At 68.3% G+C, this 20,393-nt stretch carries 19 protein-coding genes, 1 tRNA gene and 1 riboswitch; of the genes, 8 read left to right on the plus strand and 12 right to left on the minus strand.

Annotated elements, in window-relative coordinates; all coding sequences use genetic code 11:
* Positions 1-17: 17 nt before the first annotated feature.
* Together AC2EBS_RS14720 and AC2EBS_RS14725 are read right to left on the minus strand one after the other, a co-directional pair.
* A complete protein-coding gene (locus AC2EBS_RS14720; RefSeq protein WP_484729190.1) occupies positions 18-1,421 on the minus strand; it encodes an esterase-like activity of phytase family protein in 1,404 nt (467 codons plus the stop codon).
* Between the two features lie 87 nt (positions 1,422-1,508).
* Complete coding sequence (locus AC2EBS_RS14725; protein WP_484729191.1) at positions 1,509-2,297, minus strand: substrate-binding periplasmic protein; 789 nt, start codon at positions 2,295-2,297, stop codon at positions 1,509-1,511.
* A 170-nt stretch (positions 2,298-2,467) separates the two neighbouring features.
* Between AC2EBS_RS14725 and ppk2 the strand changes: the two genes are divergently transcribed.
* On the plus strand, positions 2,468-3,628 hold the full coding sequence (ppk2, locus tag AC2EBS_RS14730; RefSeq protein WP_484729192.1) for a polyphosphate kinase 2: 1,161 nt from the start codon (positions 2,468-2,470) through the stop codon (positions 3,626-3,628).
* 36 nt (positions 3,629-3,664) lie between these two features.
* Here ppk2 and AC2EBS_RS14735 read toward each other — a convergent pair whose 3' ends face one another.
* A complete protein-coding gene (locus tag AC2EBS_RS14735; protein WP_484729193.1) occupies positions 3,665-4,039 on the minus strand; it encodes a VOC family protein in 375 nt (124 codons plus the stop codon).
* Positions 4,040-4,158: 119 nt separating this feature from the next.
* Between AC2EBS_RS14735 and AC2EBS_RS14740 the strand changes: the two genes are divergently transcribed.
* Positions 4,159-4,494 carry a DMT family transporter gene (locus AC2EBS_RS14740; protein WP_484729194.1) on the plus strand — a complete coding sequence of 112 codons (336 nt, stop codon included), beginning with the start codon at positions 4,159-4,161 and terminating at the stop codon, positions 4,492-4,494.
* Between the two features lie 155 nt (positions 4,495-4,649).
* Here AC2EBS_RS14740 and metW read toward each other — a convergent pair whose 3' ends face one another.
* The 3 genes from metW to AC2EBS_RS14755 all read right to left on the minus strand — a co-directional run bounded on the left by metW (position 4,650) and on the right by AC2EBS_RS14755 (position 7,449).
* Entirely contained in the window at positions 4,650-5,234 is a 585-nt protein-coding gene (gene metW / locus AC2EBS_RS14745) for a methionine biosynthesis protein MetW (protein WP_484729195.1), read from the minus strand.
* Complete coding sequence (gene metX / locus AC2EBS_RS14750) at positions 5,231-6,364, minus strand: homoserine O-succinyltransferase MetX (RefSeq protein ID WP_484729196.1); 1,134 nt, start codon at positions 6,362-6,364, stop codon at positions 5,231-5,233. The genes metW and metX overlap by 4 nt, the downstream gene beginning before the upstream one ends.
* Positions 6,365-6,430: 66 nt before the next feature.
* A riboswitch (SAM riboswitch) is annotated at positions 6,431-6,506 on the minus strand.
* A 16-nt stretch (positions 6,507-6,522) separates the two neighbouring features.
* Positions 6,523-7,449, minus strand: a complete 927-nt coding sequence (locus AC2EBS_RS14755; protein WP_484729197.1) for an alpha/beta hydrolase fold domain-containing protein — start codon at positions 7,447-7,449, stop codon at positions 6,523-6,525.
* 172 nt (positions 7,450-7,621) lie between these two features.
* Here AC2EBS_RS14755 and AC2EBS_RS14760 point away from each other — a divergent pair, with 172 nt between their 5' ends.
* Both AC2EBS_RS14760 and AC2EBS_RS14765 read left to right on the plus strand, forming a co-directional pair.
* A complete protein-coding gene (locus AC2EBS_RS14760; RefSeq protein ID WP_484729198.1) occupies positions 7,622-8,542 on the plus strand; it encodes an alpha/beta fold hydrolase in 921 nt (306 codons plus the stop codon).
* Between the two features lie 157 nt (positions 8,543-8,699).
* On the plus strand, positions 8,700-8,996 hold the full coding sequence (locus AC2EBS_RS14765) for a hypothetical protein (RefSeq protein WP_484729199.1): 297 nt from the start codon (positions 8,700-8,702) through the stop codon (positions 8,994-8,996).
* Between the two features lie 11 nt (positions 8,997-9,007).
* Here the strand turns inward: AC2EBS_RS14765 and AC2EBS_RS14770 are convergent, their stop codons facing one another.
* Positions 9,008-9,370, minus strand: a complete 363-nt coding sequence (locus AC2EBS_RS14770) for a hypothetical protein (protein WP_484729200.1) — start codon at positions 9,368-9,370, stop codon at positions 9,008-9,010.
* A gap of 32 nt (positions 9,371-9,402) precedes the next feature.
* Positions 9,403-11,283 (minus strand): signal peptide peptidase SppA, encoded by a 1,881-nt coding sequence (gene sppA / locus AC2EBS_RS14775; RefSeq protein ID WP_484729201.1) that lies wholly within the window; start codon positions 11,281-11,283, stop codon positions 9,403-9,405.
* A gap of 205 nt (positions 11,284-11,488) precedes the next feature.
* On the opposite strand from sppA, the gene AC2EBS_RS14780 reads away from it, so the two are divergent.
* Together AC2EBS_RS14780 and AC2EBS_RS14785 are read left to right on the plus strand one after the other, a co-directional pair.
* Positions 11,489-13,138, plus strand: a complete 1,650-nt coding sequence (locus AC2EBS_RS14780) for an FMN-binding glutamate synthase family protein (protein WP_484729202.1) — start codon at positions 11,489-11,491, stop codon at positions 13,136-13,138.
* Between the two features lie 200 nt (positions 13,139-13,338).
* Entirely contained in the window at positions 13,339-14,217 is an 879-nt protein-coding gene (locus AC2EBS_RS14785) for an alpha/beta hydrolase (protein ID WP_484729203.1), read from the plus strand.
* Here AC2EBS_RS14785 and AC2EBS_RS14790 read toward each other — a convergent pair.
* Both AC2EBS_RS14790 and AC2EBS_RS14795 read right to left on the minus strand, forming a co-directional pair.
* Positions 14,183-15,709, minus strand: a complete 1,527-nt coding sequence (locus AC2EBS_RS14790; RefSeq protein WP_484729204.1) for a 3-hydroxyacyl-CoA dehydrogenase — start codon at positions 15,707-15,709, stop codon at positions 14,183-14,185. The two genes, AC2EBS_RS14785 and AC2EBS_RS14790, sit on opposite strands and share 35 nt — an antisense overlap.
* Before the next feature lie 27 nt (positions 15,710-15,736).
* A complete protein-coding gene (locus AC2EBS_RS14795) occupies positions 15,737-16,534 on the minus strand; it encodes an enoyl-CoA hydratase-related protein (RefSeq protein WP_484729205.1) in 798 nt (265 codons plus the stop codon).
* 972 nt (positions 16,535-17,506) lie between these two features.
* Between AC2EBS_RS14795 and AC2EBS_RS14800 the strand changes: the two genes are divergently transcribed.
* Both AC2EBS_RS14800 and AC2EBS_RS14805 read left to right on the plus strand, forming a co-directional pair.
* The gene (locus AC2EBS_RS14800) at positions 17,507-18,367 is read left to right on the plus strand and encodes an alpha/beta fold hydrolase (RefSeq protein WP_484729206.1); all 861 of its coding nucleotides are present in this window, start codon (positions 17,507-17,509) and stop codon (positions 18,365-18,367) included.
* Between the two features lie 178 nt (positions 18,368-18,545).
* Positions 18,546-19,664, plus strand: coding sequence for a hypothetical protein (locus AC2EBS_RS14805; protein ID WP_484729207.1), 1,119 nt, complete (start codon positions 18,546-18,548; stop codon positions 19,662-19,664).
* An 88-nt stretch (positions 19,665-19,752) separates the two neighbouring features.
* On the opposite strand, the gene AC2EBS_RS14810 is transcribed toward AC2EBS_RS14805, so the two are convergent.
* Both AC2EBS_RS14810 and AC2EBS_RS14815 read right to left on the minus strand, forming a co-directional pair.
* Positions 19,753-20,106 (minus strand): HU family DNA-binding protein, encoded by a 354-nt coding sequence (locus tag AC2EBS_RS14810; protein ID WP_484729208.1) that lies wholly within the window; start codon positions 20,104-20,106, stop codon positions 19,753-19,755.
* A gap of 195 nt (positions 20,107-20,301) precedes the next feature.
* Positions 20,302-20,386, minus strand: a tRNA-Leu gene (locus AC2EBS_RS14815).
* Between the last annotated feature and the right edge of the window lie 7 nt (positions 20,387-20,393).

A 20,393-nucleotide genomic window follows, 5' to 3' on the forward strand; every position in this document is an offset into this window, starting at 1 on the left:
CGGCCGCGGCCGGCGCCTCAGCGCGCCTTCAGCAGCTCGGGCACGCGCAGCAGGATGAACTCGTTGTCGTCCTGCACATTGGGCTGGCGGCCGGCCGAGTACGGCAGGTTGTTGTCGTTGGCGACGATGATGTGCTCGGCATCCACCACGTCCACGTTCTCTATCGTCACGAAGGGGAAGCTGAAGCGGCCGTCCTTGCTGCTGCCGCGCTTGGCCACGCCCTTGGCATCGGCGATGTCCATCAGGTCGATGTAGCCGATCTTGCGCAGCACGCCGTCGGCATCGGCATCCTTGAAGCTGACCTTGTAGACGCGCTTGAAGCGCGCCGGCAGGTTCTGGCAGTCGGGCTGCGGCGCGCCCTTGCAGGCATGGGCCTCCAGGCCTTCGCCGTTGTCGCGCTCGATGATCAGGCCGGTGTCGGCGTCGATCATGTTGAAGTCGCCGATGTTGTTGCCCTTGAGCTCCAGCGGGTACTTCCAGCTGCGGCCGGTCCAGGCGCCGCGCTTGACGTCGAATTCCAGCACGCGCAGCAGCTCGCGGCCGTCCTTGTCGGTCTCCCACTTCTTCTCGCCGTCCAGCCACAGCGGGCCTTCCTGCAGCGGGTAGAGGAACTGGCCGTCGGTGCTGGAAGCCATGCCCTCAAAGCCGCGCGAGCGGCGTACCGGCGTGGCGAACTGGCCCGGCACCGCCGGCGTCGTGACGCTGTAGTGGTCGGGCGACTTCAGCGTCTTGCCGTCGAGCTGCGTCTCGAACACCGCCAGCACGCGGCCATGGCGGTCGGCGCGGATCAGGTAGGGGCCCAGCTCGTCGCCGAACCAGAACTCGCCGTCGATCAGCTGGATCGATTCGATGTCGAAATCCGCGCCGGTCAGGTAGCGCTTGGCAGTGGCTTCGTTGACGATCAGGAACGGTACCTTGCGATCGGGGTCGTGCAGGAACACCGTCTGCAGACGCTGCACCTGGCCCTTGGCCCAGTCGGGCTTGACGCGGTGGAACATCAGCATCGCATCGGCGCTGTTCGCCTTCGATCCGAAGCCGTTGTCGGTCAGCACCCAGTAGCTGCCGTCCTTGAGCGTCTTGATGCCCGAGAAGCCCTGCACCGCCTGGCCCTTGAAGGGCAGGCTGACGCCGGTGGCGCGCGGCGCGTTCTTGTCGGACAGGAAGGAGCTGCCCATCACCGATTCCAGCCTGTCGATGCGGCGGCCATCGGCGGACGTGAACTTGCCGCTGCTGCGCAGGAACTCGGGCGCGTCTTTCGGCGCGGCGACGAAGCTGCGCGCTGGCAGCAGCGCATGGCCGGCCAGCTCGGCCGGATAGGCCACCGGCTGGGCCTGCGCGGCGCCACTGGCCAGCAGGCCGGCAAGCAACGCGGCCAGGGGCTGACGACACAGCAGACGATCGAGACGCGAAGAGAGGTTCATGGCTGTCGGCGCAAAGGCGTTGGGGTGGAAGCCCCGCAGCCTAGGCGGCGACGATGACAGCGCCGTGAAGCGGCCGCCGCCCGCGCCTCAGCGCGGCCGCGCCCAGTCGAGCAGCTCGGCCGGGTAGTGGCGCAGCAGCGCAGCGCGCACGCGCCCCTCGCGCACGGCCTTCTGCAAGGCCTCGGCGATGCGCTGCCGGTCCGCATTGGGCAGGCTCTTGCGGGACAGGTAGACGCCGAACTCCATCGCCGGCAGACCCGCGAGCGGCAGCAGTTGCAGGCCCGGCCGCCATTGCCCATCGGCATCCTGCAGCGAGCTCGGCGGCAGCAGACTGAACTGCACGCGTCCCGCGTGCAGCATGCGCATGGCAGAGGCCGGGTCGGTCACCAGATCGGCACGCTGCTGGGTGCGCAGGGCCTCGACCAGGCCGACGTACTCGTCATTGAAGGCATAGGCGCGCACCAGCGCGCCACGCCATGCGGAACGGTCCCTGAGCTCGGCCAGGCTGGCTGGCGCGCTGCCCTGTTCCGACTGGTGGACGACCAGGGCGACCTGCTCGCGCAGCAGCGGCACGAACTGCGCCACCGCATCACGCTGCGAGTTGCGGCCGGCCGGCAGCAGCAGATCCATGCGCCCTTGCTCGATCACCTCCTGATGCACGCGCGCACGCGGCATCACCGGGAAGCGGAACTCGCAGCCAATCTCGCGCCCGATCTCGCGCAGCAGCTCAGGCAAGGCACCGCCGACCTCGTTGCCCTCCACCTGCACCATGCGCCCTGTCGGCGCCGCCGGCACCAACACCGGCCGCTCACAGGCCGCATGGCTCTGGGCTGACGGTGCCAGCCCGATGCCGGCAGCCATGAGGGCAAGCGTCAAGGGTCGAAGGTATTCCTCGTTCAGACGAAACAACTGATTTGTCTCCGCGATCGGCTCGTTCTCGTCGGTTGCGTCTGCCTGTGCCGGCCCTTCACTTGATCGGCATCAATGACAGCACTCCCTGTCGATGGAATTCTGACCCTGAGCATCCATCGTAATGTCACAAGACTATGGCAACCAATCGAAACAACCCTGCTGCCGAGCGCAAATCCGTTAAGACTGCCGCAGTTCGCACGCCGCGCCCGCGGAGCACGCGCGCTGGCGACACCACCGGCACGCTGAAGCCTGAACGCATCGCACGGCGCACGGTGGCGGAAGCGGTGGAAAAGGCGCAGGCGCGCGAGCTGGAGGCGCTGAAGGACATCGTCGGCAAGAACGCCGCCGGCAGCCTGGCCAGTTCAGTGCGCGCCGTGGTGGCCGGCGCCGCTCCGGACGACGCGGCGGCGCTGCGCAAGGCGCTGCTGAAGGAGTTGCAGGTTTCGGTACGCCAGGGCACTGTCGACCCGGACGAGGAGCTGGCGCCCAACTGGCGCAAAGGCGGCTACCCGTACAAGAACCTGATGTCGCGACGGGCCTACGAGAAGCAGAAGTACCGCCTGCAGGTGGAACTGCTGAAGCTGCAGGCCTGGGTCAAGCAGACCGGCCAGAAGGTCATCATCCTCTTCGAAGGGCGCGACGCCGCCGGCAAGGGCGGCACGATCAAGCGCTTCATGGAACACCTGAACCCGCGCGGCGCCCGCGTCGTCGCGCTGGAAAAGCCCAGCGAGGTCGAACGCGGCCAGTGGTACTTCCAGCGCTATGTGCAGCACCTGCCCACTGCTGGCGAGATCGTGCTGTTCGATCGCAGCTGGTACAACCGCGCCGGCGTCGAGCGGGTCATGGGCTTCTGCAGCAACGACGAGTACAACGAGTTCATGCGGCAGGCGCCGGAGTTCGAGCGCAATCTGGTGCGCTCGGGCGTGCACGTGATCAAGTTCTGGTTCTCCGTCAGCCGCGAGGAGCAGCGCCGCCGCTTCAAGGAGCGCGAGGCGCACCCGCTCAAGCAGTGGAAGCTCTCGCCGATTGACAAGGCCTCGCTGGACAAGTGGGACGATTACACCAAGGCCAAGGAAGCGATGTTCTTCCACACCGACATCGCCGAGGCGCCCTGGACCGTGGTGAAGTCGGACTGCAAGAAGCGCGCGCGCCTGAACGCGATGCGCTACGTGCTGCACCAGCTGCCCTACGCCAACAAGGACCTCGACAAGATCGGCCAGATGGACCCGCTGCTGGTGGGCCGTGCCAACGTGGTCTACGAGCGCGGCGAGGCGCAGAGCCCGGCACCCCGCTGAAGCTTGCAGGGCCGGATTCCCGGCCCGCCTGCCGACTTACTCGGTGGTCATGCAGAAGGCATTGAGCTTGTTGCCGTCGAGGTCGCGGAAGTAGCCGGCGTAGAAGCCGCCGCCGCGCGGCCCTGGCGCGCCTTCGTCCGTGCCGCCCAGGGCCAGCGCCTTGGCGTGCAGGGCCTGCACCGTAGCCGGGCTGTCGGCAGCCAGCGCGATCATCACGCCGTTGCCCACGGTGGCGGGCTTGCCGTCGAAGGGCAGCATCACCGCGAAGCCCGGCTCGCTCATGCTGCGACCCCAGGCGATGCCGCGGCCAAAGTCCATCGTGCGCTTGACGCCGATGACGGCGAACAGCTCGTCGTAGAAAGCCGCGGCGCGCGGCAGATCGTTGGTGCCGAGGGTGGTGTAGCCGATCATGTCTGAGCTCCCTGAAAGACGTGGAGCACCGATGATGCCAGCGGCACGTGCCGGGAAATGGCAGCAGCCTGGCCCTAGACTGCGCAGACACTAAGCAACGGCCAACGAGGAGGTGGGAGATGAGCAGCAACTGGGGCTATTTGCTCGGCGCCATCGTCAGCGAGGTGATTGCCACCTCGGCCCTGAAGGCGTCCGACGGCTTTACCCGCCCTTGGCCCTCGCTGCTGGTGATCGGCGGCTATGCCGCAGCCTTCTACCTGCTCTCGCTGACCTTGCGCAGCATCCCCATCGGCGTGGCCTATGCGATCTGGTCGGGCCTGGGCATCGCGCTGATCAGCGTGATTGGCTGGGTGCTCTACGGCCAGAGCCTGGACCGCGCCGCGCTGGCCGGCATCGCGCTGATCGTCGCCGGCGTGCTGGTGATACAGCTGTTCTCGAAGAGCAGCGGGCACTGAGAGCGGCACGCTCTCGACGCTCCACGCCGCTTCGCGCCCCCCGGCTCGCATGTCACAACCGCATTCCCGAGCGACGTCCGAGGATCCGGCTCCGCCGGTCCTACGGACGTGCCCCCTTGAGGGGGCGGCCGAAGGCCGTAGGGGGTGATCCAGTATCAGCCGCGATCGAACTTGAACACGGCCATGCTTGCCATCAGGTTGGGCAGCGAACGGACGATGCGCCCGTCCTGGATGCCGAAGCTGTCCAGCACGCGCAGGCGGTTCTTCTGCGCCAGCACCTCGAAGTCGGCGTAGGTGCCGACGCGGATGTTCGGCGTGTCGTACCACTCGTAGGGCAGCACGCGCGTCACCGGCATGCGGCCCAGCAGCACCTGCAGTCGGTTGGGCCAGTGGGCGAAGTTGGGGAAGCTGACGATGCCCATGCGGCCCACGCGCGCGGTCTCCTTCAGCATGGCCTCGGTATTGCGCAGATGCTGCAGCGTCTCCAGCTGCAGCACCACGTCGAAGCTCTGGTCCTCGAAGATCGCCAGGCCCTCTTCCAGGTTCAGCTGGATCACGTTGACGCCGCGCTTGGCGCAGGCCAGCACATTGGCGTCGTCCAGCTCCACGCCGTAGCCGGTGCAGCCCTTGGTCGTCTGCAGGTGGTGCAGCAGCTCGCCAGTGCCGCAGCCCAGGTCCAGCACGCGCGAACCCACCGGCACCAGCGCGGCGATCGCTTCCATCACAGCCTTGTCGCTCATGCCGAGAACTCCTTGGCGATGCGCTCGAAGTAGGCGCGCAGCACGCCGTGGTAGCGCGGGTCTTCGAGCAGGAAGGCGTCGTGGCCGTGCGGCGCATCGATCTCGGCATACGAGACATCGCGCTTGTTGTCCAGCAGCGCCTTGACGATTTCGCGCGAGCGCGCCGGCGAGAAGCGCCAGTCGGTGGTGAAGCTGGCGAGCAGGAACTTGGCCTTGGCCGACGCGAAGGTGCGCGACAGGTCGCCGCCGTGCTCGCGCGCCGGGTCGAAGTAGTCGAGCGCGCGCGTGATCAGCAGGTAGGTGTTGGCGTCGAAGTACTCGCTGAACTTGTCGCCTTGATAGCGCAGATAGCTCTCGATCTGGAACTCGATGTCCTGCGTGCTGTAGCCCAGCTCGGCGGCGCGCATCTGGCGGCCGAACTTCTGTTCCATCACATCGTCGCTGAGGTAGGTGATGTGGCCGATCATGCGCGCCACGCGCAGGCCGCGCTTGGGCACTACGCCGTGCTCGTAGAAATGGCCGTCGTGAAAATCGGGGTCGGTGATGATGGCGCGGCGCGCCACCTCGTTGAAGGCGATGTTCTGCGCCGACAGGCTGGGCGCGGTGGCGATCGCGATGCAGTGGCGCATGCGCTCGGGGTAGCGCAGCGACCAGTCCAGCGCCTGCATGCCACCCAAGCTGCCGCCCAGCACCGCCGCCAGCTGCGTGATGCCCAGCGCATCGAGCAGCCTGGCCTGCGCATCGACCCAGTCCTGCACCGTCACCACCGGGAAGTCGGCACCATAGACGCGGCCAGTCGCCGGGTTCAGATGCATGGGCCCGGTGGAGCCGAAGCAGGAGCCCGGGTTGTTGATGCCGATGACGAAGAACCTGTCGGTGTCCAGCGGCTTGCCCGGGCCGACCAGGTTGTCCCACCAGCCCTCGCTCTTGTCCTTGCCCGCATAGGTGCCGGCCACATGGTGGCTGGCGTTGAGCGCGTGGCAGACCAGCACGGCATTGCTCTTGTCCGCGTTCAGCTGCCCGTAGGTCTCGTAGACCAGTTCGTAGTCGCACAGCTGCGCACCGCTACGCAGCGGCAGCGGGGCACTGAACTTCATGCGCTGCGGCGTGACATGGCCGACTGACCCCATGTGCTCACCTCTGACTTCCATAACACCCATAAACGAAAACACCGGTGTCGCTGACGGAGCGGACACCGGTGCATCGGGCGTCCCTCTTTAGCGGCATTTGTAGAGCGCCCGCAATCCGGAACAAATCGGCGCTGTGGCCGGAAGTATATCGGGCCGGCTCAAGCCCCGCCCGCCGGCGCGCAGATGAAGTCCAGCATCTGGCGCCGCGCCAGCCTTGCCTCAGCCACCGGCAGCAAGGGCCAGGCGTGCAGCATGCCGGGTGCCTCCACATAGCGCAGCGCCGCGCCGGCCGCCTCGGCCTTGTCGCGCAGCCGCCGCACGCCGGGCCAGAGCAGGTCGCGCGTGCCGATGAACACGGCCATCTCGGCCAGCCCATCGAGCCGGCCGTGCAGCGGGCTCAAGGCGGGCGCATCGAGCGGCTCGCCATCGGCCCACAGCCGTGCCGCTTCGCGCAAGCCCGGCAGGTCCAGCATTGGGTCGCGCACGGCCAGTGCCTGCAGCTCGGCATCGTCCGCCGGCAGATGCAGGTCCACCCAGGGCGAGATCAGCAGCAGCCGCGCCGGCTGCGGCAGGCCCGCCTCGCGCAACTGCTGCGCCAGCGCCAGCGCCAGCCCGCCGCCGGCCGAATCGCCGGCCAGCGTCAGCGCCTGCGGACCATGCGCGTCGAGCAGGCGCTGGTACTGCGCGCGCACGAAGGGCAGCGCGTCGCGATGGCTGTGGCGCGGCGCCAGCGGATACAGCGGCACCGTCACCGCCGCATCGGCCTGCTGCGCAAGCTGCGCGACAAGCTGCCAGTGCTGGCGCACCACCGGGTTGATGTAGGCGCCGCCGGGCAGGTAGAGCAGCTGGCGCTGCGGCTCCCGCGTGCCGGCGGGACGCACGCGCAACACCGGATGTGCGCCATCGACGACGCGTTCGACGCGCAGGCCCGCACGCTGCAGGGCCGCGTGCGGCGCATCGCCCTGCGGCCGGCGCACTGCCTGCGCAGCGATGAAGCGGTGCAGCGCCGCCGCGCTGGCATAGCGCGCACGGCGCCGCGTCAGGCGCAGCACGGCAAGCACCGCGTGATGGGACAGGCTGGGCATGAGCGGAACAATGGAGCGGCGATCGCCGGCCATGCCCGGACCGCGCGCGGGTCGCACAAGAGACGCCGCATTGTCCTCATGCGTGGCAGCATCCGCACTCAGGACAAACCGCCTGGCCGCATCGACAGCCGGGCAGGCGCATGGACCCGGACGCAGCAGCGGAGACGACACGATGGCTTGGTTCGACGAACACTTCAAGGCCGAGACGGTCACGGTCAAGGCAGACGAAGGCATACGCCTGTTCGTGCGCAGCGGCGGGCGCGCCGACGGACCGCCGCTGCTGCTCTTGCACGGCTTTCCGCAGACCAGCGCGATCTGGCATCGCGTGGCCCGGCTGCTGGCGCCGCACTTCTTCCTCGTCATGCCCGATCTGCGCGGCTACGGTGCCTCCAGCAAACCGGCCAGCGACGGCCAGCAGCACCTGCCCTACAGCAAGCGCGCGATGGCTGCCGACATGGTGACGCTGATGCGCGCGCACTTCCGTACTGATCGCTTTGGCCTGGTCGGCCACGACCGCGGCGGGCGCGTCGCGCACCGCCTGGCGGTGGACCATCCCGATGCGGTGGACAAGCTCGCCGTGCTGGACATCGCGCCGACGCTGGACATGTACGCGCGCACCGACATGGCTTTCGCCCGCGCCTACTACCACTGGTTCCACCTGATCCAGCCCGAGCCGCTGCCCGAGCGCATGATCCTCGGCAGCGATGGCGGGCGCTTCTACCTGCACTGGAAGCTCGGCGGCTGGGGCAGCGCGGGCCTGGGCCACATCGAGCCCGAGGCGCTGGCCGAATACGAGCGCAGCTTCTGCACGCCCGAGGCGGTGCACGCCGCCTGCGAGGACTACCGCGCCAGCGCCGGCATCGACCTGGAGCACGACCGCGCCTCTCGCGCAGCCGGCCAGCGCATCGCCTGCGACACGCTGGTGCTGTGGGGCGAGCGCGGCGTGGTGCACCGCATGTTCGAGCCGCTGGCGCTGTGGCAGGCGCAGTGCTCCGGCACCGTCAGCGGCCACACCCTGCCCTGCGGACACTATCTGCCCGAGGAGCAGCCGGAGGCGACGGCTAAGGCGCTGCTGGGCTTCTTCGGCAGCTGAAGCCTTGCTGCGCGCTGCGTTGCTGGCGGCCCTCACTCCAAAGGGGGGGCCGCCGTGCCCGCCCCACTGTGCAGCCATACTCACAGGCATGCTTTGCTCGCGTTAGCGCTCCAAGCGCTGGACCGGCACAGGCAAAGCCCGAAGGAGCCGTGACGATATGCATGCAGACCGCCAACCTTTTGCTGCGACCGTCCTACGTGTCGCACTCGCCGCCGCGCTGATTGCTGCCATCGTCGTCTACATCGCCGCGCAAGTCGCTCCAGGCGTCAGCTCGCTCGTCGTGCTGGACTACACCGCGCTGGCAGGCCTCAGCGTCGTCGCCCTTGTCGCACTCCGGCTCGCCTTCGGGCAGTGGATTCTGCGGCTCGGCGGTACGGACACACAGTGGCTCTGGTTCAGGAGCGAGCCGCGCGGTCTGGAAGCGATGCGGCAGGACGAGAACCCACGAAGCTGATCTGTCCCCGCTCAGCGCTGCGGCTCGATCAGCAGCGGCCGCTCGACAGACCGCACCTGCGGATCCCCCGCGCGCAAGTCCAGCCCCAGGCGGACCAAACGCAGCCGCTCCCTGACGATGTCGGCCACCGCAGCAGCGTCCGACGCAGTGCAGCGCAATTCGATCCGCACGCGACCCTCCGAAGTCCGCGAGCGGATCTGCTGGATCTCGCCCAGTGGCTGCAGCGCCTGTTCCATCGGGACCGTGAACGCCCTTTCGATTTCCTCGGCAGCCACCTTCGCCACGGCGCTGTGCGCCTCGATTGCGACGACGCAGGCTGCGGCCTTGCCCGCCGCAGCCATCAGCAAGGTGCCGAGCATCAGCGCCTTGCGCATGCGCGCCGCAGGCGCGAACAGGCGGCGCAACCTCACGGCGCCGTACACAGGCAATGCACCACCGCAGAGAAGGGCCTGCGGCCGTCCACCAGCTCAGCGGCCCATGCCAGTTCCTGGCGGGCCTGCTCGGCGGGCGCCGGCAAGGCCGTGGCCAGCATCACCGGGCGCAGCCAGTCGGCGACCGTCGGCGCGAGCACGCCGTCCAGCGACTTGAACATACGCTCCAGCTTGCCGGGTTCGCGTTCGATGTAGCTGACGCGCGGCTTGTCGCCTTCGATCTTGGCCAGCTGCGCAGCCAGCTTGACCGCATCGCCGTAGCTGCCCAGTTGATCGACCAGACCACGCTCCAACGCCTGCGCGCCGGTCCACACGCGGCCCTGCGCGACGGCATCGATCTCGGCCACGCTCTTGTTGCGCGCCTTGGCGGCACGGCCAGTGAAGTCGTCGTAGATGTGCTGGATGCCGGACTGCACCGCGGCACGCAGCCGCTCGTCCAGCGGACGGCGCGGGTCGTAGCCGGCGGCCAGCCAGCTGGTGGTGTAGCCGCCGGTGTGCACCGAGAGCTTGTCCATCAGCTTGTTGGCGGTAGGCAGCATGCCGAACACGCCGATCGAGCCGGTGACGGTACCGGGGTCGGCGATCACGCGATCCGCGGCCATAGCGATCCAGTAGCCGCCCGAGGCCGCCACATCGCCCATCGAGACGACCACCGGCTTGCCGGCGGCACGGGTGATCTCCAGCTCGCGGCGCACGATCTCGGAGGCAAAGGCGCTGCCGCCCGGCGAGTTCACCCGCAGCACCACGGCCCTGATCTTGTCGTTCTCGCGCGCCTGGCGAATCAGCGCAGCGGTGGAGTCGCCGCCCACCTTGCCGCGGGCGGCCTCGCCGTCGACGATCTCGCCTTCGGCCACGACGATGCCGACGCGGCCGGCCTGTTCATGCTCGCCACCCTTGGGCTCCTTCACATGGACCAGGTAGCCGGCCAGGCCGACGCGGCGGTAGCTCTTGCCCTTCTCGTCCTGCGCGCCCCGCTCCATCAACAGCGCACGCATCTCGTCGCGCGTCTTCAGGCCGTCGACCAGCTTCTCGTTCAGCGCCAGTTTGGCGGTGTCGCCGCCCACGGCCTGCAGGCGCTGCGGCAGCTCGTCGATGCCGCGCTGCAGCGCGCCCCTGTCGAGCTTGCGCGCCCTCTCCACCACGCCGCTGTAGTCGGCCCACAGCGCGCCGTAGAGAAAACCTTCCGATTCCAGCGTCGCCGGCGAGGGCGCATTGGCGAAGTAGGGCTCGCCGAAGTTCTTGTACTTGCCGACGCGGATCACGTTGGCTTCGATGCCCAGCCTGTCGAGTGCGTCCTTGTAGTAATTGCGGTAGCGGCCGAAGCCCTGGATCAGCACGCCGCCCATCGGGTTCAGATAGATCTCGTCGGCACGCGCAGCGAGGTAATAGGCGCGCTGGTCGAAGTAGTCGCCATAGGCATAGACCTTCTTGCTGCCGCCGGATTCCTTTTTGAAGCGCTCCAGCGCATCGGCCACCTCGCGCAAGCTGGCCATGCCACCACCGCCGAAGCCGTCCAGGTCCAGCAGCACATGGGCGATCTTGTCGTCCTTGGCAGCGGCATCCAGCGCGCGCAGCACATCGGGCAGGCGGGTCTGCTTCTGCGGCTTCTCGCCGCGCGCCTCGGCCAGCGCCTGCTCGCGCAGCGAGCCCGAGGTCTGCTCGACCAGACGGCCGCGCAGGTCCAGCACCAGCGCGGTCTTGTCCTCCAGCGGCTTGGGGCCGCGCTTGGCAATGCCCACCACCACGGCGACGATGATGGCCAGCAGCAGCAGGTTCAGCAGGCCGCGCCGCAGCGCGTCCAGCCAGCCCCAAACCTTAGCGATACCCCGGCCTACCGGGCGAAGAATGGACATCATGGATGGCTGCTCCCTGTCGGTGATCCGACTGTTGATCTGTTCATTGCCGCGCGCTGGCGCTGGCTCGCGCCGATTCTAGGCACGGCCCGCGGCGGCCTTCGCTAGGCTGGCGCGTACCGGGGCAAACACCGGGCAAGACCTGGCCCCGCGCTGGCTATGCTGACAGCCACGCGCGCCCCACCCACGGCGCGAGGAGGCATCACCCATGCCCAGCTGGCTGCACGCGCTCGACCGCCTCTACCCGGCCCGCTACACCGTCTGGCTGCTGTGCTGCATTGCCGCGCTGGCCTTCTCGGTGGACTGGCTGTTCACGCGCAACGCGCGCGAGCTGCTGCCGGCCATGGTCTTCGCGGCGCTGGCCCTGCTGGGCTGGCGCGACCGTCTGCAGACCAAGCGCGCGGTGCTGCGCAACTACCCGGTGATCGGGCATCTGCGCTTCTTCCTCGAGTACATCCGTCCCGAGATCCGCCAGTACTTCATCGAGAGCGACAGCGAGGCGGCACCCTTCTCGCGCCAGCAGCGCTCGCTGGTCTATCAGCGCGCCAAGGGCGACCCCGACAAGCGCCCCTTCGGCACGCAGCTGGACGTGGGCGCCGCGGGCTACGAATGGATCAACCATTCGCTGGCGCCCACACAGCTGCCGGGACATGATTTCCGCGTGCTGATCGGCGAAGGCCGCGCCCAGCCCTACGAAGCCAGCATCTTCAACATCTCGGCGATGAGTTTCGGCGCACTCAGCGCCAATGCCATCCTGGCGCTGAATGCCGGCGCGAAGAAAGGCCACTTCGCCCACGACACCGGCGAGGGCTCGATCAGCGTGCACCACCGCCAGCATGGCGGCGACCTGATCTGGGAGATCGGCTCCGGCTACTTCGGCTGCCGCAACGAGGACGGCAGCTTCAGCGCCGAGCGCTTCGAAGCCAACGCGCGCGACCCGCAGGTCAAGCTCATCGAGATCAAGCTCAGCCAGGGCGCCAAGCCCGGCCATGGCGGCATGCTGCCCGGCCCGAAGGTGACCGCCGAGATCGCGCAGGCCCGCGGCGTGCCCATCGGCGTGGACTGCGTCTCGCCGGCATCGCACAGCGCCTTCGGCACGCCGATCGAGCTGATGCTGTTCGTCGAGAAGCTGCGCAACCTGAGCGGCGGCAAGCCCACCGGCTTCAAGCTCTGCATCGGCCATCCCTGGGAGTGGTTCGCCATTGCCAAGGCCATGCTGCAGACCGGCATCGTGCCGGACTTCATCGTCGTCGACGGCGCCGAAGGCGGCACCGGCGCCGCGCCGCTGGAGTTCACCGACCATGTCGGCGCGCCGCTGCAGGAAGGCCTGCTGCTGGTGCACAACACGCTGGTCGGCATCGGCCTGCGCGAGCAGGTCAAGATCGGCTGCGCCGGCAAGGTGGTCAGCGCCTTCGACATCGCGCGCATGATGGCGCTGGGTGCCGACTGGTGCAATTCGGCGCGCGGCTTCATGTTCGCGCTCGGCTGCATCCAGGCCCAGCACTGCCACACAGGTCTGTGCCCCACCGGCGTGACCACGCAGGACCCGCTGCGCCAGCAGGCGCTGGTGGTGCCCGACAAGGCCGAGCGTGTCTACCGCTACCACCAGAACACGCTCGCGGCCCTGCAGGAACTGACCCAGGCCGCCGGCCTGCGCCATCCCGGCGAAATCAGCGCCGCACACATCGTGCACCGCACCGGCCCGCACGAGACGCGGCTGCTGATCAACCTGCTGTCCTTCATCGCGCCCGGCTCGCTACTCAATGGCGAGCTGCCCGGCAACGTCTTCAAGGTCTACTGGCCGCTGGCCAGCGCGCAGAGCTTCAGCCCGCAGGGGACGGTGGCACGCATCTGCTAACAGGAACCGGCAGCGCGCCGCCAAATCTGACCGGGCGCGCTGCTAGTCCTAGCGCAACGAGCGCGAAGCATGAGTGAAGCGAGTTCTGCGCCCGCAGGCCGCCGGCCGGGCGGCGCCGCGCCAGCCTCGGCATGCCGCCAGCACGCGGCAACAAACCCGCACACCCCACTCAAGCACCCCGCCTGCCCTACCCTTGCGCCATGCGCCGCCTGTTCACCGCCTTCCGCCACTTGATGCCGCAACGCAAGCTCCACCTCGCCGCCGCCGGCCTGATCGTCAGCCTGGGGCTGGCCACCAGCGGCTGCGCCACGCTGGACGAGAAGCAGCGCGAGTGGATCTTCCAGCCCAGCGACCGCAGCTGGTCCGGCGGGCTGGCGGCGGCGCAGGGCATGGACGATGTGTGGATTGACTTCAAGTCCCCCAGCAGCGGCGATGCCGTCAAGCTGCACGGCCTGTGGCTGCCGGCTGAGCGCGGCGTCGACACAGCGCCGGTGCTGCTCTACCTGCATGGCGCACGCTGGGACGTGCGTGGCAGCGCCAACCGCATGCGCCGCATGCAGGAGCTGGGCTTCTCGGTGCTGGGCATCGACTACCGCGGCTTCGGCAAGAGCGGCTTCGGCCAGCTGCTGCCCTCGGAAGCCATGGCCTACGAGGACGCGCGCGCCGCGTGGGATTGGCTGGGCCGGCAGTACCCGGGCCGGCCACGCTACATCTTCGGCCACTCGCTGGGCGGCGCGATCGCTACGCATCTGGCGCAGGAGGTGCAGCAGGAAGCCGCCGGGCTGATCGTCGAAGGCAGCTTCACATCGATCGCCGATGTGGTGGGGACGTTCCGCTGGGGCTGGCTGCCGGTGGGGCCGCTGCTGACGCAGCGTTTCGAGTCGGCCGAGCGCATCGCCCACGTGCGCGTGCCGGTGCTGGTGCAAGGCGGCAGCCATCACAACACCAATGCGGTGGGTCAGCCGCAGTACCGCGCGGCGCTGGCCGAGCTGTTCGGCCTGCCCACGCAGGCAGGCGGGACACGCGCTGCGACGAAGATGCCGCTTACGCCCAGCAGCGCTGGCGCAGCAGGGGGCTGACGCGGTAGCGCTCGCTGCGGTAGGCGGCGAAGAGGCCGTCGATCAGCGCCACCACGCGCGGCGCGCCCAGCAGCGCCAGCCACTCGAAGGGGCCAGCGGGATAGTTGACGCCCAGCTTCATCGCCAGGTCGGCGCCCTGCTCGTCGCAGACGCCCTGCCACACCGCATCGGCGCCTTCGTTGACCAGCATGGCCACGGTGCGCGCCACAGCAAGACCTGGCACGTCGCGCAGCACCAGCAGCTCCCAGCCCAGCACATGCCAGAGGTCGGCGAGCAGGCCGCGCGCGACCTCGCCCACCTGCGGTGCGAAGGCCACGGCCAGGCCGTCGGCGCGGTCGGGCTGCAGCGGCCAGTCCATCACCGCCAGCTGCGGATGCGCGCGCTCATGCGCCAGCTCGGCGGCGCAGCGGCCGCTCGTCAGGTGCACCTGCAGATCGCCGATCTGCAGGCCGGCCCAGTCGGCCGATTCGGCGCGGGTGAAGGTCAGGCCCTGGTGGGCCATCCACTCGGCCAGGCGCTCCACCAGCGCGCCACGGCCGGCCACGCTGAGCGCAGGCAGCGCGCCATTGAAGGCCGGCACCGGCACGGCCGCAGCTGGCGTGCCGACATAGAAGCCCTTGCCCACCTTGCGGCCCAGGCGACCGCCGTCGACCAGCGCCTTCTGCACCAGCGAGGGCACGTAGCGCTTGTCGCCGAAGTTCGCTTCGAACACCGACTGCGTCACCAGGTAGTTGGTGTCGTGGCCGATCAGATCCATCAGCTCGCAGGGGCCCATGCGGAAGCCTGCGCCGCGCAGCGCGCGGTCCATCACCGCGGGCTCGGCGCCCTGCTCCTGCAGCACGGCCAGGGTCTCGGCGTAATAGGGCCGCGCGATGCGGTTGACGATGAAGCCCGGCGTGCTCTTGGCATGCACCGGCGTCTTGCCCCAGCGCTTGGACAAGGCATAGATGGTCTCGGCCACCGAGGCCTCGGTCTCGGCGCCCCACACCACCTCCACCAGCTTCATCAGCGGCACGGGGTTGAAGAAGTGCATGCCGACCAAGCGCTGCGGATGGGCCATGCCATTGGCCAGCGCGGTGATGCTGATCGACGAGGTGTTGGACGCGATGATCGCGTCCGCCGGCAGCAGCGCATCCAGCTCGCGCAGCAGCGCCTGCTTGGGCTCCAGCTTCTCGACGATCACCTCCACCACCAGTGCGCAGTCGGCCAGCTCGGCGGTGGCGCTGGCGGGGCTGATGCGGGCGACGACAGCCTCGCGCTCGGCGGCTTCCATGCGGCCCTTGGCCACCAGGCCGTCCAGCGCCTTGGCGATCGAGGCCACCGCGGCGGCGGCGGCACCTTCGCGCACGTCCAGCAGCTTCACCGCATGGCCGGCCTGCGCGGCCACCTGGGCGATGCCCGCGCCCATCACGCCGGCGCCGATCACGCCGATGGGGGCGTCGGCAGCGGCACCGGCGACGCGCCAGCTCTGTTGTTGTGTGTTGTTGCTCATCGCTGTTGTCTCGTCTGCTTGATTCGATCAGTCGTTCTTCGCCGGCACCCAGGCTGCGGGCCGCTTGGCCAGGAAGGCGGCAAAGCCTTCGCGTGCCTCGTCGCCCATGCGCACGCGAGCGATGGTCTGCGCGGTCAGCTCGCGCACGCCGCTGGTGACCGGGCCGACTTCCAGATGCTCCATCAGCTTCTTGATCTCGGCCTGCGCCTGCGGGCCGTTCAGCAGCAGCTCGGCGATCCAGTGCTCCAGCGCAGCGTCCAGCGCCTCAGCGCTGTCGACCACCTCGTGCACCAGGCCCATGGCCAGCGCCTGGGCCGCCGGAATGCGGCTGGCTGTCAGCGCCAGCCGGCGCGCCTGGCGCGGGCCGACGGCGTTCACCACATAGGGGCCGATCACCGCAGGCAGGATGCCAAAACGCGCCTCGCTGACGGCGAACTTCGCATCGGCCGACGCGATGGCAATGTCGCAAGCGGCCGTGAGGCCCACGCCGCCGCCCAGCGCCACGCCCTGCACGCGTGCGATGGTCGGCTTGGGGCACACATGGATGCGATGCAGCATCGCCGCGAAGCCACGCGCGTCTTCGACATTCCACTCATGCGTGGCTTCCGACGCGCGCTTCATCCACTGGATGTCCGCGCCGGCGCTGAAGGCCTTGCCCGCTCCGGCCAGCACGATCACCCGCACCGCGGGATCGTGCGCCAGTCGATCGAAGGCCTCGCCCAGTTCGGCGATCATGGTTTCGTTGAAGGCGTTGAACACCTCCGGCCGGTTCATCGTTACACGCGCGACGCCGCGGGCGTCGGTGGCTAGGGTCAAGGTTTGCATGGCGGGCACTCTGATGGGCTTTGTCTAGTGAATTGCTGCGGTCTCCAGGACAAGCCGGCAGTATCGCAGCGAGAGGTGACGGGGGTGTTCGGAGGCGGTCGCGCCGCGGACCGCAATCATCGAGTGCCGACCCAGAAACAAAGGGGGGACGAAGCCGCGCAGCTAAGGTGTAACGCTATGTCAACTCTGACAGATCGCGAGTAGCCTGGATCGAGCCGTCGTACAGCGACGACGCGCGTATGTCGTGCAAATCTGCTGCGCCAACACTGAGTGCTCTTTGCAGAGCGGCAAACGGTCTTGGGGCGCAAGGACTGTCGTCCCCGGCCCCGTGTGGGGGCATCCGCCAGCCACCTCTTTCAAGGAGAACCGTATGAAGATGAAGTACAGGAACTGCAAGAACTGCATTCAGCAGGCCATGGCGTTGTCTGTTGTTGCTCTCTTCTCTGCATCTGCTGCAGCTCAGACACTCGCACCCCCTAGCAAGCTATCTTGACGTTGGACTACTGTTGATGGAGCTGCGGGGCAATCCATTTCCGCCACCATCGATGTGGCGACCTCCAAGGGCACCCTCACTGTTTGGTCGAACACAGCGGACTGCACAGTGCGAGATGCGCCCATTTCAGTAACGTCCGCAGGTGAGAAGCTCACCCTCAAGGTCGACCCGACATATACGAACCCATGCAGGTCGGATGTGTCGGTTGAGCTCACGAAGAAAGCCGGCTCCGACGAGTACGAGGGAGAGCTGCGCCAAGGCGGTCCCGCCGGCGCCCGGTTTCCGGTCCTGCGAGTGCGAATGAGCCCGTGAGCTGATGCCGGTTATGGGCTGCCAGCCTTGCTAATTGGTAACGCTGGCACCCGCGTCTACAAGCCGTAGATCTCGCCGAAGTCGCGGGTGGTCTTGCCCTTGGCCACGCAGGGAAGCGCCGCGATCTCGCGCATCAGCAGCTGCAAGCGCTGCCCGACAATGAGCCGATGCATCCGCCCGGCCCCGCATCAACTCCCCAATCGTCACTGTCAGCCTTCGCGCCCGGCGCGCCCTTCCTGCAGCCGCTGACGCTGCACGGCCGCGCGCTGCAGATCGAGACGCAGTGGCTGGCACCCGCCGGCGCTGCCGACGAACAGTCGCCGCTGATCGCCTTCCTGCACGAAGGCCTGGGCTCGCTGGCGCAGTGGCGCGAGTTCCCGCAGCAGCTCTGCGACGCGGCCGGATGCCGCGGCCTGGTGTTCTCGCGCCCGGCCTATGGGCGCAGCACGCCGCGCACCGAGCCCTGGGAGCCCGACTATCCGCAGCGTCAGGCGCGCGAGCTGCTGCCTGCCTTCTTCGACGCACTGGGGCTGCAGCACGAGCGGCTGTTTCTCTTCGGCCATAGCGATGGTGCAACGCTGGCACTGCTCTTTGCGGCCCACTTTCCTGAGCGGGTGTGCGGCCTGGTCGCGATGGCGCCGCATCTCTTTGTCGAGGAGATCACGCTGGCCGGCCTGCGCGAGGCCAAGGCCGCCTACGAGCGCCCGAACAGCGCGCTGAAGAAAGGCTTGGCGCGCTATCACGCCGACACCGATTCGGCCTTCTACGGCTGGAACGACTGCTGGCTGCGCCCCGGTTTCGAGGACTGGAACATCGAGGCCGAGCTGCGCACGCTGTCCTGCCCGGTGCTGGCGCTGCAGGGCGTGGGCGACGAGTACGGCACGCTGGCGCAGATCGAGGCGGTCGGCCGCCTGCATCCGCAGGGCACGCGCGTGCTGGCGCTGCCGGACTGCGGCCACATCCCGCAGCGCGACCAGCCCGCCGCGGTGATCGCCGCGACGCTGGAGCTGCTGGACCGTTCGCGCTGAAACGGCGGCCGGCACCCTTCTCCGGACGCCGCCCTCGGGCAATGGGGGAAAGCCCGGCTGTGACTGCCATCGGCAGCGACGCCATCGCTCCTCATAATCGTTGTCAACGATGCGCCGGCGCTGCTGTGACGGACGCGTCCAGCACAGGCTGCCCTGCGGCCGACGAGGAGACAACAGCATGCAGCACGCCTTGGCCCTGCCAGCGGCAAGCCGTGAAACCGGCTTGCACCTGCCGACGCGCCAGCTCGATGCCGCCCGCGAGGCCATCGCTGCGCTGGAGCTGGAGCAGTTCGTCCACTGCGAGCCGGGGCTCGGCCTGCTGCGACTGCGCACCGACAGTGCCGACGCGCTGGGCCTGATCGGCCACGACACCACGGCGCTGGGCCGCCGGTTGCAACTCGACACCGAAGCTTGTGCCGAAGACCTGGCGCGCGAGATCTGGCTGAGCCTGCTGGCCACGCCTCGCCTGCTGGACTTCCCGAGCAGCGAGGAACTGCTCGCTGCGGTGCGCATGCGCGCGCACATCGTGCGCGACGCGCGACGGACGGCGCTGGCCTTTCGGACCAATGCAGCCGAACGGCCGGAGGGTCTGTGGAGCTATGCAGACGGCACCGGCTTCACCGTCGTGCCCGGCGTCGACCTGATCGAAGCACTGCAACGCGCCACGCAGCCTGGCTGCAACGGCGGACGACTCTACGACTTCTCCTGCTACCGCGCCACCGAGTATGTGATCCTGCTGGGCATCGCGCGCGAAGCGAAAGAGAACCACCCGCAGCTCTATGCGCGTCTGCAGCGGCAGAACGAACTGCGCGCGGTGATGTCCGGCAGCTTCCACGAGGTCTACCTGCGCGAACTCGGCGATACCGATGATCCGCTGCCGCCGGCCTATTACGTGCCAGGCGACCGCGTCTGGTTCCGCAACCCGGATGCGCGCTCGTCGGACGCCTCGGGCTTCGAGGGCTCGTGGGTGATCTATCTCGGCAATGGACAGTTCGCCAACTTCTGGCAGCGCGACCAGCCCTTCACGATGCAGAGCAAGTGCCTGGAGATCTATCACTGGCGCCATGGCGTCTACCAGGACGCGCAGGGCGAGGCGCGGGTCGACGAGGACCGCGTCGCCGCGCACATGGAGCAGACCTTGCGCGACCCCACGGCCACGGCACGCATCGTGGACCGCATGATGCGGCTGCGCGACCCCAAGGGCGTGTACCAATGGGGCGGCTGCGTCGATCGCAGTCGGGAAAGCCCGCGCTGGGTCTGCCCCGGCACGACCGACATCAGCCTGCCGGACGCCTGAAACGAAGACCGCCCCGGCAGCAAAGACAAAGGGCGCCTACCGGCGCCCTTTTGCTTTGCTAGCAGCGGAAGTGGTCGTCTGGGGACGATTACTTCTTTGCAGCCTTCTTGGCCGGCTTGGCAGCAGGCTTGGCGGCGGGCTTGGCAGCAGCCTTGCGCGCAGCAGCCTTGGGGTCCACGGCGGCCTTGAAGCCAGCACCCGGGCTGAACTTGGGCAGCTTGGCAGCGGCGATCTTGATCTTCTCGCCGGTGCTGGGGTTCACGCCAGTGCGGGCTGCGCGAGCGTGCTGCTTGAAAGTGCCGAAGCCAGGGATCGAGACCGAGCCGCCCTTCTTGACGGTGGTCACGACTGCGTCCAGCAGGGTCTCGACGATGCGGCCGGCCTCGGCCTTGCTCAGCTCGTGCTTGCCAGCCAGGTGCTCAATCAGTTCGGTCTTGTTCATTCCTAGGTTCTCTGTGTTCAGGGTGAAGCCCGTCGATCACGGGCAGGCGCGATTGTGCCGCGAACTTGCTTCGATCCCGCTGACGACGAGGGAAAACGCTGAAGGCGGATCTGTAACGAAGTTGGCCGGCCAAGGCCCTGCCGGCTGGGCGCATAAACGCAAAAGGCCAGTACTTTCGTACTGGCCTTTCTTGTTTGGTGCCCAGGAGAGGACTCGAACCTCCACGGAGTTACCCGCTAGTACCTGAAACTAGTGCGTCTACCAATTCCGCCACCTGGGCTTTCAGG

The sequence above is a fragment of the Roseateles sp. T103 genome, assembly GCF_057219915.1.